This is a genomic window from Flavobacterium solisilvae, assembly GCF_012911605.1.
GTDB lineage: Bacteria > Bacteroidota > Bacteroidia > Flavobacteriales > Flavobacteriaceae > Flavobacterium > Flavobacterium solisilvae.
The window spans coordinates 307,601-321,883 of the sequence record NZ_JAAMPT010000209.1; the positions used below are offsets into that span (position 1 = coordinate 307,601).

General features: G+C 31.2%; 15 protein-coding genes. 12 read left to right on the forward strand and 3 right to left on the reverse strand.

Annotation, left to right across the window (positions count from 1 at the left end; all coding sequences use genetic code 11):
* The first annotated feature begins 106 nt into the window (after positions 1–106).
* The 4 genes from G6042_RS13735 (at position 107) to priA (ending at position 5,653) form a co-directional block, all read left to right on the forward strand.
* The gene (locus G6042_RS13735) at positions 107–1,165 is read left to right on the forward strand and encodes a sensor histidine kinase (RefSeq protein ID WP_169525010.1); all 1,059 of its coding nucleotides are present in this window, start codon (positions 107–109) and stop codon (positions 1,163–1,165) included.
* 70 nt (positions 1,166–1,235) lie between these two features.
* The gene (gene nadC, locus G6042_RS13740; RefSeq protein ID WP_169525011.1) at positions 1,236–2,093 is read left to right on the forward strand and encodes a carboxylating nicotinate-nucleotide diphosphorylase; all 858 of its coding nucleotides are present in this window, start codon (positions 1,236–1,238) and stop codon (positions 2,091–2,093) included.
* 1 nt (position 2,094) lies between these two features.
* Positions 2,095–3,054 (forward strand): YihY/virulence factor BrkB family protein, encoded by a 960-nt coding sequence (locus G6042_RS13745; RefSeq protein ID WP_169525012.1) that lies wholly within the window; start codon positions 2,095–2,097, stop codon positions 3,052–3,054.
* A 148-nt stretch (positions 3,055–3,202) separates the two neighbouring features.
* Complete coding sequence (gene priA, locus G6042_RS13750; RefSeq protein WP_169525013.1) at positions 3,203–5,653, forward strand: replication restart helicase PriA; 2,451 nt, start codon at positions 3,203–3,205, stop codon at positions 5,651–5,653.
* On the opposite strand, the gene G6042_RS13755 is transcribed toward priA, so the two are convergent.
* Positions 5,650–6,345 carry a LytR/AlgR family response regulator transcription factor gene (locus G6042_RS13755; RefSeq protein ID WP_169525014.1) on the reverse strand — a complete coding sequence of 232 codons (696 nt, stop codon included), beginning with the start codon at positions 6,343–6,345 and terminating at the stop codon, positions 5,650–5,652. The genes priA and G6042_RS13755 overlap by 4 nt on opposite strands.
* 188 nt (positions 6,346–6,533) lie before the next feature.
* Between G6042_RS13755 and rpsF the strand changes: the two genes are divergently transcribed.
* From rpsF to G6042_RS13785, 6 genes are all read left to right on the forward strand, one after another.
* Entirely contained in the window at positions 6,534–6,875 is a 342-nt protein-coding gene (rpsF, locus tag G6042_RS13760) for a 30S ribosomal protein S6 (protein WP_169525015.1), read from the forward strand.
* Positions 6,876–6,880: 5 nt separating this feature from the next.
* Complete coding sequence (rpsR, locus tag G6042_RS13765) at positions 6,881–7,177, forward strand: 30S ribosomal protein S18 (protein WP_169525016.1); 297 nt, start codon at positions 6,881–6,883, stop codon at positions 7,175–7,177.
* 61 nt (positions 7,178–7,238) lie between these two features.
* Positions 7,239–7,679, forward strand: coding sequence for a 50S ribosomal protein L9 (gene rplI, locus G6042_RS13770; protein ID WP_169525017.1), 441 nt, complete (start codon positions 7,239–7,241; stop codon positions 7,677–7,679).
* 67 nt (positions 7,680–7,746) lie between these two features.
* A complete protein-coding gene (locus G6042_RS13775) occupies positions 7,747–8,220 on the forward strand; it encodes a DUF6495 family protein (RefSeq protein WP_169525018.1) in 474 nt (157 codons plus the stop codon).
* Positions 8,221–8,293: 73 nt separating this feature from the next.
* Positions 8,294–10,291: an NAD-dependent DNA ligase LigA gene (gene ligA, locus G6042_RS13780; RefSeq protein WP_169525019.1), complete on the forward strand. Its 1,998-nt coding sequence runs from the start codon at positions 8,294–8,296 to the stop codon at positions 10,289–10,291.
* 117 nt (positions 10,292–10,408) lie between these two features.
* A complete protein-coding gene (locus tag G6042_RS13785; protein WP_262887315.1) occupies positions 10,409–11,092 on the forward strand; it encodes a lysoplasmalogenase family protein in 684 nt (227 codons plus the stop codon).
* Here the strand turns inward: G6042_RS13785 and G6042_RS13790 are convergent.
* Positions 11,078–11,992: a bifunctional metallophosphatase/5'-nucleotidase gene (locus tag G6042_RS13790; protein ID WP_169525021.1), complete on the reverse strand. Its 915-nt coding sequence runs from the start codon at positions 11,990–11,992 to the stop codon at positions 11,078–11,080. The genes G6042_RS13785 and G6042_RS13790 overlap by 15 nt on opposite strands.
* Before the next feature lie 2 nt (positions 11,993–11,994).
* On the reverse strand, positions 11,995–12,741 hold the full coding sequence (locus G6042_RS13795; RefSeq protein WP_317168100.1) for a 5'-nucleotidase: 747 nt from the start codon (positions 12,739–12,741) through the stop codon (positions 11,995–11,997).
* Between the two features lie 78 nt (positions 12,742–12,819).
* Here G6042_RS13795 and G6042_RS13800 point away from each other — a divergent pair, with 78 nt between their 5' ends.
* Together G6042_RS13800 and dapA are read left to right on the forward strand one after the other, a co-directional pair.
* A complete protein-coding gene (locus tag G6042_RS13800; protein ID WP_169525023.1) occupies positions 12,820–13,338 on the forward strand; it encodes a DUF6913 domain-containing protein in 519 nt (172 codons plus the stop codon).
* 1 nt (position 13,339) lies between these two features.
* Positions 13,340–14,224, forward strand: coding sequence for a 4-hydroxy-tetrahydrodipicolinate synthase (gene dapA / locus G6042_RS13805; RefSeq protein WP_169525024.1), 885 nt, complete (start codon positions 13,340–13,342; stop codon positions 14,222–14,224).
* Positions 14,225–14,283: the final 59 nt, after the last annotated feature.

Below are 14,283 nucleotides of genomic sequence, written 5' to 3' on the forward strand. Positions count from 1 at the left end.
AATAGTATTAAAAAAGATTTTTTTCAATTTTTAGACTTAATAATAAAAAATTAAAAAATTTTTTTTTGAAAGAAATTATTTTATTTTCGGCAAAAAAATCAAAAGAATGAAATTATTGAATAACAATTTCAGTAAAATAACAATACTAGCCATTTCCTTTTTATTTCTAGCTACAGTTGGTTTAATCGATTATTTTACCGGTTCAGAAATATCATTACTATTTTTTTATTTGATCCCCGTTTTTTTTCTGTCGCTTCATAGAAATTCCAATAAAACGTTAATCGTAATCAATACCATAATTGCTGCGATTGTATGGTTTGTTTCAGAATATTTTTCTAGAGAATATACTAATGATGTAATACCAGTTTGGAATGCATTAGTTCGATTTTTTATTTTCTTGTCTTTTGGTGTATTGCTTCGTTTGTTGAACGAACGTTTATTCAAGTTAGAAGAGTTAAACAAACAATTGAATCGGCTAAACGAAGAAAAAAATCGATTTATTGGAATTGCGTCTCATGATATAAAAAATCCTATTGGTACAATTTCATCTTTTTCAGACTTACTAATTTCTGATTTTTCAAACAATATGGATGATGAAGCTAAAGAAATAGTAGGTTATATCAAGGAATTGAGTACAAATTCATTACATATTCTTAAAAATGTTCTTGATGTTTCCAAAATAGAGTCAGGAACAATAGACCTTAAAATTCATAAACAGGATTATATTCCGTTCATTAAAAGGCAAGTTTTTTATCATCAAATTATTGCCAAAAAGAAAAATATTCAATTGAATTTGGAAACCAATTTAGAAGAGTTTTTTATTGATTTTGACGAAAATTATATGACAGAAGTTACGTCTAATTTACTTTCAAATGCTATTAAGTTTTCAAATAAAAACTCAGAAATTGCTATTAAAGTTTCGTTAGATGAAAATGAAAATCTAAAAACAGAAATTATTGATAGTGGTAAAGGAATTCCTAAAGAAGAACATCATAAATTATTTAATTATTTTCAACGAACAACAACGCAGCCTACTGCTGGTGAACACAGTACAGGTTTGGGATTAGCGATTTCTAAAAAGATAATTAACGAGCATAACGGAACGATTGATTTTATAAGCGAACTCAACAAAGGTTCCAACTTTTATTTCGTTCTAAAAAAATAAATCTCAAAACATTCACTTTCTTTTTAAATCAGATTTTATTGTATTATTTTAGCCATTCAATTACAATAAAATGATTTCAGAAGCACAATTTCAACATGAACTTGAATTAATTATAAGAAACGGAATTCGCGAAGATATTGGTCCAGGCGATTTTAGTTCTTTGGCTTGCATTCCTGCTGATGCCAAAGGAAAAGCAAAACTTCTCGTAAAAGATGAAGGAATTATTGCTGGAGTTGACTTTGCCAAAATGATTTTTGCCGAAGTCGATGCTAATCTTGTCGTGGAAACCTTTATCAATGATGGCGAAAAAGTAAAATATGGCGACGTAGTTTTTCACGTTTCAGGAAGTTCACAATCTATTTTGAGAGCAGAACGTTTAGTATTGAATTCCATGCAAAGAATGTCGGCAATTGCTACAAAAACCAATCATTTTGCTCAACTTCTCCAAGGAACAAAAACTAAAATTCTCGATACTCGAAAAACAACGCCAGGATTTCGTGCTTGCGAAAAATGGGCAGTGAAAATTGGTGGTGGCGAAAACCATCGTTTTGCGTTGTATGATATGATTATGCTAAAAGATAATCACAACGATTTTGCTGGAGGAATTACACATGCAATCAATAAAACCAAAGCTTTTTTAGCCGAAAACAATCTCGATTTAAAAATTATCGTAGAAGCCAGAAACTTAGACGAAATCAAAGAAATCCTTGAAAACAAAGGCGTTTATCGAATTTTGATTGATAATTTTAATTTCGAAGATACGCGAACAGCCGTTGCATTAATTGGTGATAAATGTTTAACAGAAAGTTCCGGAAATATCAACGAAAAAACCATTCGCCAATATGCAGAATGTGGCGTTGATTACATTTCTTCTGGTGCGTTGACACATTCGGTTTACAACATGGATTTGAGTTTAAAAGCCATTTAAAATGTCATCGCCAATCGAAAATAAATTGATGAAACTTCCTGTAATTAAGCAGGTTATCATTCTGTTGCAAAAAATAAAATTACCTTGGCTGTACGGGCTTTCGCTGTATGATTTACTCGATATTTATTTCATCGGTATCATCGAAGGCGCAATTTCCTATCGTGCCGCAGCCATTGCGTGGAGTTTTTTTATGGCGTTATTTCCGTTTATGCTGTTCATTTTCAACCTAATTCCTTATATTCCAATTGAAGGTTTTCAGGAAGATTTTCTCAGTTTTGTGCAGCAAAATGTTCCGCCAACAACTTATGATGCGATTTATTCCATCATTAGCGATATTTTAAACAATAGTAATACAGGATTAATTTCTACTGGTTTTTTCATGGCTATCATCTTGATGACCAATGGAGTAAATGCCATTCTTGGCGGATTTGAAAATTCTCATCACATTGATTTTTCACTCAAAAGAAAGTTTTTCCGCCAATATTTTGTGTCATTAGCATTGTCATTATTGCTATCATTAATTTTGATCATTACCGTTGCAGCCATTGTAATTCTGGAAGTTATCATTCAAAAAACCATCATTCAAGATGTACTTTCCGACAAAATTTCACTGCTTGAAACCGGTCGATACATTTTCGTAATTTTAATGATTTTATTCTCAACATCGTTGCTTTTCAAGTTTGGTGTAAAACGCGAAAAAAACCGTGCCTTTATTTCCATTGGTTCCGTTTTTACCACAATTTTAATCATTTTATCGTCCTATTTTTTCGGAATTTGGGTTGTAAAATTCTCAAAATACAACGAACTTTACGGTTCGATTGGAACACTTTTAGTCGTCATGTTTTACGTTTGGATCAACTGCATGATACTGCTTTTAGGCTTTGATTTGAATGCATCCATCAATAAACTTAAACGAGAAAGAGAACGAGAAGAACAAAAAGAAGTAGAAACCAATCCATAGCATTTTTTAAACCATATTCCTGCTGTTCGTTACAATCTTTTTTATTGTTTTGTCATGCCTAGCGCAGTCGAGGTATTTTTTCTAAAACAATAAAAAAGGATTTCCACTTCCATCAGGGTTAAAAAAACAGACTAATCGCATTTTTTAAATGAATTATTTTATAGAAGTAATAGTTCCGTTATCACTACCTAAAACCTTTACTTACAAGGTTTCAGAAGCTGAATATTATTTCATAAAAAAAGGAATGCGAATTTCTGTTCCATTTGGTAAAAACAAAGTTTACACAGCTTTAGTAATCGATTTACATCAAAATCCGCCAACTTTATACGAAGCCAAAGAAATTCATCAAATTCTGGATGAAAAACCAATCGTAAACGAACTTCAAATTAGTCATTGGTTTTGGATTGCTTCCTATTATATGTGTAACATTGGCGATGTTTATCGTGGCGCTTTGCCATCGGCATTGGTTTTAGAAAGCGAAACTATCATCACGTTACAAACTTCAACAGTTGTTGATGAAACCGAATTATCTGATGATGAGTTTTTAATCTACGAAGCGTTGCAACATCAATCGTCGTTAAAAATTCAAAATATTGTTGCTATTTTGAATAAGAAAACGGTTTTTCCGGTAATTCAAAAATTATTGCACAAAAATATTATTTCGCTTCAAGAAGAAATTCAAGAAGAATACAAACCAAAATTGGTTAAATACATTCGCTTGCATCAAGATTATCAAGAAGAAAATAAGTTGGTTGAACTTTTGGATAACTTAAAATCCGATAAAAGAAAAAATCTGGTTTTGCAGTATTTTCAATTGCATGCTCAACAAAAAAATCCTATTTCGATAAAACAATTAGCTGAAACAGCCAGCGCTTCATCATCGATTGTAAAAGCATTGGTCGAAAAAAATATTTTTGAAGAGTATCATATTAAGGAAGACAGAGTAAATTTTGATAAAAATAAAACTGAAAATCAGCTTGCGTTAAGCGATGCACAGCAAACCGCATTTACTGAAATTGAAAAAGCATTCACTGAAAAAGATATTTGTCTTTTACACGGCGTAACTTCCAGCGGAAAAACAGAGATTTATACGAAATTAATAGAACATTATATTAAGGAAGGAAAACAGGTTTTATATCTTTTGCCTGAAATTGCTTTAACAACCCAACTTGTTTCTCGATTAACACAGTATTTTGGGAATAAAGTTGCCGTTTTTCATTCGAAGTATAATAATAATGAACGAGTAGAAGTTTGGCAAAATGTGCTTCAAAATTCTGAGAAAGCTCAAATTGTTATTGGAGCAAGATCGGCTTTGTTTTTACCTTTTTCTAATTTAGGATTAATCATCGTTGACGAAGAACACGAAGCAACATTCAAGCAACACGATCCAGCACCAAGATATCACGCTCGTGATTCGGCAATTGTTTTAGCAAATTCCCATCAATCCAAAGTTTTATTGGGTTCGGCAACGCCAAGTATCGAAACCTATTATAACGCAACTTCGGGAAAATATGGTTTAGTTTCCTTGAAAGAACGTTTTGGAAATGTACAAATGCCCGAAATAGAGTTGGTCGATTTGAAAGACAGCTATTTCCGTAAAAAGATGAAAGGTCATTTTAGTTTAACTTTAATCGAGCAAATCACCGAAGCATTTTCTAATGGTGAACAAGTAATTTTATTTCAAAATCGTCGCGGATTTTCTCCTGTTATTGAATGTTTGACTTGTGGTCACGTGCCTCAATGTCCGCAATGTGACGTAAGTTTGACTTTTCATAAATTTAAAAATCAGTTGCGTTGTCATTATTGTGGACATAGTATTGCGAAACCAACCAATTGTCATGCGTGTTCAAGCGTGGATTTGGAAACCAAAGGTTTTGGAACAGAACAAATCGAATTGGAATTAGCAGAATTGTTTCCAACGAAGAACATAAAGCGAATGGATCAAGATACAACTCGCGGAAAATACAGTTTTGAAAAAATCATCGACGGATTTAAAAATCGTGAAATTGATGTTTTGGTAGGAACGCAAATGCTTGCCAAAGGTTTAGACTTTGATAATGTTTCGTTAGTTGGCGTAATGAATGCCGATAATATGTTGTATCATCCTGATTTTCGCGCTTTTGAAAGAAGTTATCAAATGCTAACTCAAGTTTCTGGTCGTTCTGGTCGAAGTGAGAAAAGAGGAAAAGTGGTTATCCAAACCTACAATCCGTTGCATAATATTATTCAGCAAGTGACCAATAATGATTATGAAGGAATGTTTAAAGAACAACTTTATGAACGACAAATTTATAAATATCCGCCGTTTTTTAGATTAATTCGGTTAACGTTAAAACACCGAGATTTTGAAAAACTAAAAGAAGGTTCGATGTGGTTGTATCAAGTGTTACAACAAAGTCTTTCTATTCCAGTTCTTGGTCCAGAAGAACCAGCAATTAGTAGAATTAGAAATGAATACATCCGAACGATAATCGTAAAAATTCCTAGTAATACGAATTTACAAACCACAAAAAAAACTATCCAGAAAGTACTGAATAGTTTTGATATGGTTTCGCAATACAGAACAATTAAAGTTACTGTAAATGTTGATTTTTATTAGGCTAAAGCTAAAGCTTTAATCAAATCTTCTTTTTTGTTGCGACTTAAAGGTATTTTTGTTACACCAATTTCTGCGAATTTACTGTTAAAACGTTCTACTTTGTCTATATTAATAATGTAGGATTTGTGAACTCTGATGAATTTATCGCTTGGTAAATCTTTTTCAAATGATTTCATTGTAGAAAGTACCAAATTGCTATCTTCTTCAGTAACTACTTTTACATAATCACCATAAGCTTCAATCCACTTAATTTTATTAGTATAAACTTTTAGTTTTTTAAGGTTGCTTTTGATAAAAATGTGTTCGCCATCTTCTTCATGGTTTTCTCTTTTAAGCATATGGAATTCCATTGCTCGTCTAACAGATGAATTAAATCGGTCTAAAGCGATAGGTTTTTGTAGGTAATCAGTAGCATCATAGTCAAATGCTTTCATAGCATATTCCGCTTTTGACGTAATAAAAATAATTTGGGGTTTTACTTTTAATCCGTCAAGAAAATCAAATCCACTAATGACTGGCATCTCGATATCTAAGAAGATTAAGTCAACAGTATGAACCGACATGCAATTTTTTGCTTCAATTGCATTAGAAAAATCACCTACTAAATGTAAATTTGGATGATTATTTACTAACTTTGCAATGATCATTCTTTGTATAGAACTATCATCGACTACAACACAATTTAATTTCATATTTTCTTTTATTATAGATTTGGTGCTGTAAAAATATGTAGTTTTTTTGTAACCACCAAGCATTTCGTCGATTTTTTTTGCATTTAAACGATATTTTTTACTTTTTGACGATTTCTGTAACTTTTTGATTGAGTAATAAAATAATATTTATATCTTCGCGCCCAATTTAAAATTTTAAACATTTTATTATGAATCATTACGAAACTGTTTTCATCTTAAATCCCGTTTTATCTGAAGTACAGGTAAAGGAAACAGTAAGCAAATTTGAAGATTTTCTTACGTCAAAAGGAGCAAAGATGGTATCTAAAGAGGATTGGGGCTTAAAAAAATTAGCTTATGAAATCCAAAACAAAAAAAGTGGTTTTTACCATTTATTCGAATTCCAAGTAGCTCCAGAAGTGTTAATTGCTTTTGAAACTGAGTTTAGACGTGACGAAAGAGTTATGCGTTTCTTAACTGTAAGTTTAGACAAACATGCAATTGCTTGGGCAGAAAGAAGAAGAACAAAATTAAAAGAATCTAAAGCTTAATTATCATGTCAAATTTGCAACAATCAGCTTCAGGAAAAAAAGACGGAGATATCAGATATCTTACCCCTTTAAACATTGATACGAACAAAACTAAAAAATATTGTCGTTTCAAAAAATCAGGAATCAAATACATCGATTATAAAGATGCAGATTTCTTATTAAAATTCGTTAACGAGCAAGGAAAAATTCTTCCTCGTCGTTTAACAGGAACTTCATTAAAGTACCAAAGAAAAGTATCAGTAGCGGTAAAAAGAGCTCGTCATTTAGCTTTAATGCCATATGTAGCTGATTTATTAAAATAATATAAACTAACAGTTGTTGCCTCGCCACGGCGGGCTAACTTCTCAAATAAAGGACAACAACATGGAATTGATCTTAAAACAAGACGTTCAAAATTTAGGATTTAAAGACGATGTAGTAACAGTTAAACCTGGTTATGGTCGTAATTTTTTAATCCCACAAGGTTTTGCTCAATTAGCAACACCTTCTGCAAAAAAAGTTTTAGCAGAAAACTTAAAACAAAGAGCTTTTAAAGAAGCTAAAATTGTTGATGATGCTAAAAAATTAGCTGAAGCATTAAAAGCTTTAGAAATTAAAATTACTGCAAAAGCAGGTGGTGAAAAATTATTCGGTTCTATCACTAATATTGATATTGCTGCTGCTTTAGAAGCTGCTGGTCAACCAATCGAAAGAAAATTTATCACAAGTGGTGTAGTAAAACGTACAGGTAAATATGCTGCAACTGTGAGATTACACAGAGAAGTAGTAATTGAATTGCCATACGAAATTGTAGCTGAGAAATAATATTTCAACATACAAAAATTAAAAGTCCCGATTTCACGTCGGGATTTTTTTATATAAAAAAATTAGCATGAAGTATAGAAGATTAACAAAAGAACAATTTGGAGCATTGCACCAGGAGTTTAGTAACTTCTTAGCAACACAATCTATAGATAAAGCCGAATGGGATTTAATTAAAGCGGAAAAACCAGAAGTTGCCGAACAAGAACTAGACGTTTTCTCTGATTTGATTTGGGAAGGCGTTTTGACCAATGCTCACTATTTAGAGCATTTTTCTAAAAACTACATTTTCCTTTTTCATTGCCAGGAAAAACTAATCCAATCTATTGTTTTAAAATCTGTACTTCCAGAAACAGATTTTATGCAAAAAGAAGGTTTACAATGGTTAAGTGATAATATGTTTACCGATTTAGTTGAAATTCATATTGGTAAAAAAGAATACGAACAAGAACGAAATGTAGCATTGTTTGATTTAATTTCTCAAGGAGCAATTCTAAGCGACGGACAATTATACCTTCAAATCAACGGAATTATTCAGCAATAAAAGTTTATACTTTTAAAAAATATTGGCTATTTTAGTGCACACAATTTGCAACTAAAATAGCCAATTTCATTTTATGGATATTCAAAAAAACATTCAGGATTTAAGAGAAGAGCTCAATTTACATAATCATAATTATTATGTTTTGGATAACCCAACGATTTCCGATTTTGAATTTGACCAAAAGCTAAAACAACTTCAAGAATTAGAAAATCAATATCCTGAATTTTTTGATGAAAATTCTCCAACACAACGAGTTGGCGGAACTATTACTAAAAATTTCCAAACCGTTGTTCATGATTATAGAATGTATTCGTTGGATAATTCTTATTCGGCAGACGATTTAAAAGATTGGGAAACTCGAATTCAAAAAGTGTTAGGAAATGTTCCGTTGCAATATACATGTGAATTAAAATATGACGGCGCATCAATTAGTATTACGTATGAAAATGGAAAACTGAAACGAGCTGTAACGCGTGGTGATGGTTTTCAAGGTGATGATGTAACCAATAATATTAAGACAATAAAATCGGTTCCACTGAAACTAAAAGGAAATTATCCCGATAGATTTGATATTCGTGGGGAAATTATTTTACCACTTGAAGGTTTTGAAAAAATGAACCAAGAATTGATTGAAATTGGAGAAACTCCTTATTCTAATCCGAGAAATACCGCTTCGGGAAGTTTGAAATTACAAGATAGTACTGAAGTAGCCAAACGTCCGCTAGAATGTTTGTTGTATTTTATTGTTGGAAATAACCTTGGAATTTCATCGCAATATGAAAGTTTAGAAGCCGCAAGAAATTGGGGTTTCAAAGTTCCAAAGGAATCAAAGTTAGCTAATAATTTGGAAGAAGTTTTTGAATACATTAATTATTGGGACAAACATCGTCATGATTTGCCTTATGAAACTGATGGTGTTGTTATTAAAGTGAATAGTTTTCAGCATCAAGACGAACTTGGCTATACAGCAAAATCACCACGTTGGGCAATGGCTTATAAATTTAAAGCCGAGCAAGTTTCGACTAAATTAAATTCAATTTCCTATCAAGTTGGACGAACAGGTTCAATAACTCCAGTTGCTAATCTTGAACCAGTACAATTGGCTGGAACGATCGTAAAACGAGCTTCATTGCACAATGCTGATCAAATTGAAAAACTAGACATTAGAATTGGCGATGAAGTTTTTGTAGAAAAAGGAGGCGAAATTATTCCGAAGATTATCGCGGTCGATTTTTCTAAGAGAAATCCAAATGCTGAAGTCACAAAATACATTACACATTGTCCCGAATGTAATTCTGAGTTGGAACGAAAAGAAGGCGAAGCTAATCATTATTGTCCCAATTTTTATGGTTGTCCGCCACAGATTATAGGTAGAATTCAGCATTACATAACCCGAAAAGCTATGGATATCGATGGACTTGGCGGAGAAACGGTTGCTTTGTTATTCAATAATAATTTGGTAAAAGATTATTCTGATTTGTATGAATTGAAAGTTGATGATGTAATTCCGTTGGAACGAATGGCGCAGAAATCGGCTGAAAATTTGGTAAATGGAATTGAAAAATCAAAAGAAATTCCCTTTGAAAGAGTTTTATACGCCTTAGGAATTCGATATGTTGGCGAAACTGTTGCAAAGAAACTGGCTAAACATTATAAAAACATTGATGCTATTCGAAATGCTTCTTTGATGGATTTAATTCTGGTAGATGAAATAGGTGAGAAGATTGCGCAAAGTGTAATTGAGTTTTTTGAAAATCCTGAAAATATTAGAATAATTGAACGTTTAAAACAATTTGGAGTTCAATTTGAAATAATTGAAAAACACAATCCAAATGCTACTGATAAATTAGCCGGAAAAACATTTGTTGTTTCAGGAGTTTTTGAAAAATTTTCTCGTGATGATTTGAAAAAGGCAATCGAAGATAATGGTGGAAAAGTAGGAAGTTCTATTTCGGCTAAAACTGATTTTGTAATAGCAGGCGAAAATATGGGACCAGCCAAATTAGAAAAGGCAAGCCAATTAAAGATTTCTATTATTTCGGAAGATGATTTTATTGAAATGTTAAAATAATTTTAATATTTTTTTATTTTTCTTGTTAAAATTTTTGTAAATTCACATAATATTTCCTTAAAAAGAAATTTATTGTAGTACGGTTTACTCCTTTTACAAAAAAAATAAAACTTGAAAATGCCTAGAAAGAATACCATATTAAAATGCTTTACCTTTCTTTTTTTTCTCGTATTTGCAATTGAGGTAATTGCAGAATCGTTTTCATATAAACCATTGATACTGATTTTTAAACCGCTTATTCCTTTAACATTGATTCTGATGTATATTGAGGAAAGTGAAAAGAAAAATGTAGTATATATTGTATTAATGTTTTTGTCTTTGGTGACTAATTTGTTGTTTATTCCAAATACATTTGAATCACTGTTTTATGCATTAGTTGTCTTTACCATACATCGAATTTTAGTCATTTTTTTAATTATTCGACTCAATCAAATTAAAGATTACATTCCGGTTGTAATTGCAACAGCGCCATTTTTAATTGTGTTTTTCTATTTGTATTTTGAAACACCAGAATTACCTGAGAGCAGTTTGATAATCTTGATTTTGCAAAATATTTTGATATCTGTTTTTGCCGGAATTTCGCTGTCAGATTATGTGATGAATGATAACAAACAAAACTCTATTTTACTAATTAGCGCAATGCTTTTTGTTATGCTTCAGTTTTCAATATTTGTAGAAAAATATTATTTGAATAATGAATACGACAGCATTTTAAGACCACTATCAATGACTTTAAACGGTATGGCTTTTTATTCTTTTTATCGTTATGTAATTGAAGCTGAAAAATTAAATGAGGATTGATTTTCCTTCCATTATTTTTGATTTATCATTGTCAAAATAAAAATCAATTCTACCAAGATTTAAGCCATAGCAACCAACTTGATTTACAATAACATCTTTTCCATCGGTATTCTTTAAAATAGTAGGTTTATCTAAGAAAGTATGTGTATGTCCGCCAATAATTAAATCAATGTCTTTGGTTAAAGTAGCGAGTTTGGTATCGCTAATTTTGTCAGGTTCATTTTTATATTGATACCCAAGATGTGAAAGACAAATCACTAAATCGCATTTTTGTTCGTGCTTTAAAATTCTTGTCATGTCTTGAGTAATTTCAACAGGATTATTATAAACCGCTTCTTTGTAATTTCGTTTATCAACTAAACCTTCTAATTCAACTCCAAGACCAAAAATTCCGACTTTAATTCCGTTTTTATGGAAGATTTTATACGGTTTGATATGACCATCCAAAATGGTGTTTTTTAAATCATAATTAGCATTTACAAAGCTAAAACTAGCGTTAGGTAATTGATTGTATAAGCCGTCAATTCCATTATCAAAGTCATGATTTCCAATGGTTGCCAAATCATATTTCATCATGCTCATTAACTTAAACTCAATTTCTCCACCAAAATAATTGAAATAAGGTGTTCCTTGAAAAATATCGCCAGCATCAAGTAATAATACGTTTGAATTTTCTTTTCTAATTTGTTCAATTAAAGCAGCACGTCGAGCAACTCCGCCCATATTTGGATTTTTGGGATGATTTTCAGGAAATGGATCGATGTAACTATGAACATCATTGGTGTGTAAAATCGTTAAATGCTTTGTGTTAACTGAAGAAAAACTGCTTAACGAAAGTCCGCCAAGTCCTAAAAAAGCCGAACTAATTGCCGTTTTTTGAATAAAATCTCTTCTTTTCATAATTATTCTTCTTTTATTCTTTCGTTAGTATTGGCTTTGATTTCTTTATTAGTCTTAAAATAATCAATCATTACGTTTCTCAACTTATAATCTAAATCATATTTTTCAACACTTTTTTTGAAGAAAATCATGTTGTCACCACCATTTACAAGGTAATCAGAAGTTACTACGTAGTAAATTTTATTTTTATCCAATGGTTTTCCTTGTACCAAAATATCTTTTACGCTTTTGTCTTTTGCAATCACAAAACTCATTCCCGATAATGGATGCGGTTTTTTTTCGGAAACAATATAATTGGCAATTTCTTCAATTTGTTCGCCTTTTAAACCTACAACAATAGTTGTGTTTTCAAATGGCATCACTTCATAAGCTGTTCTAGCAGTGATGTTTCCACTGGGAATAATAGAGCGAATTCCACCGTGATTAAGCAAGCAAATATCTATTGATTTGTTTTCTCTTTTTTGAAAAACAGGATTTGATTTCTCCAAAGTAATATCCGAAAGAAAATTTCCTGCCGAGGTTTGCCAAGTGCCATTTTTGTCCAAAGTTATCGGTGCAAATGACAAAACCTGACTTAAATCGGTGTTGATATTATCTCGATAAGGTTTGATAAAGTTTTCAATTTCAGAACTTTCGGAAAGCGTGTTTTCAATTCCAATTTTTGTACCTTCAATTCTGGATACATGATATTTTTTTTCTGCACAAGAAAAGAAAAGCGAAAATGTTAATATTAAAACAAAATGTTTCAATACAACGTTATAGTTTTTTAGTTTTACCATCGTTAATGCCACCAAATTTAGTAAATTTGTAACCCAAGTAAAAGTACAATGTTTTTCAATTATATCAAGGAACTTTTAACAAAAAAAACAGTTAAGAAAAGTTTATCGAATGTAAAACTTTCATCTTCTGATGGATTGATAAAAACAGTTGGAATTATTTTTGACGAAACTTATTTTTATGAGAAAGATGATTTAGTCAAAGAATTGGTTAACGAAGGAATTTTGGAAACTAATGTTAAAGTATTGGTTTTTAAGAATAAAATAAAAAAAACAGAAACATTTGATTATCCTGTTTTTAGTTATAAAAATCTAAGTTGGAACGGAAAAATTGAAATACCCGAAGCACAACAGTTTGTAAACGAGCCATTTGATTTATTGATAAACTATTATGATACCGAAAAAGCAGCGTTATTGTTAGTTTCTCAATTGTCAAAAGCTAGTTTTAAAGTAGGTTTTAGTGTTGTTGATAAGCGATTAAATCATTTTATGATTGACACTAATGCCGAGAATTACAAAATTTTTGTAAACGAACTGTTTAAATATTTAAGAATACTTAATAAAATTTAATATGCAATCACTTATTGGAACTGGAGTTGCTCTAGTTACGCCGTTTAAAAAAGACTTTTCTGTAGATGTAGAAGCTTTAAAAAGAATTGTGAATTTCCAAATAGACAATGGAATTGATTACCTTGTTGTATTAGGAACAACTGCTGAAACGGCTACATTAAGTAAGCAGGAAAAAGAGCTTGTAATTCAGACTATTGTTGAAGCTAACAATGGAAGATTACCTTTGGTTCTTGGTATTGGAAGTAATAATACGCAAGAAGTAATAGACGAATTAAAGACAAGAAACCTATCTGATTTTACCGCAATACTTTCGGTTTCACCTTATTATAATAAACCAACTCAAGAAGGAATTTACCAACATTTTAAAGCAATTGCCGAAGTTTCCCCTTTGCCAATAATTCTATATAACGTACCTGGAAGAACGGCAAGTAATATGTTGCCTTCAACAGTTTTACGACTGGCAAATGAATTTAAAAATGTAGTTGCTATTAAAGAAGCTGCTGGCGATATTGTTCAAGCAATGACTTTAATCAAAAATAAGCCAAAAGATTTTCTAGTAATTTCGGGTGATGATATGATTACTTTGCCAATGGTTTTGGCTGGAGGAGCAGGAGTTATCTCAGTTATTGGAGAAGGTTTTCCAAAAGAATTCTCCGAAATGGTTCGTCTCGGGTTAAATAAAAGAGTAGATGAAGCTTATAAATTACATTATTTACTAGCTGATTCCATTGATATGATTTTTGAACAAGGAAATCCTGCCGGAATTAAAGAGATATTCAAATCGCTTGGATTATCTGAAAATACAGTTCGATTACCTTTGGTAAATGTTAATGAAGATTTAGCAAATCGATTACATACTTTTGTGAATAAAATCACGAATATGTAGTCGTTTTTTTAATCGAAAAAAAATATTTTGTATTCCATAATTAATAACTAAATTTGCAG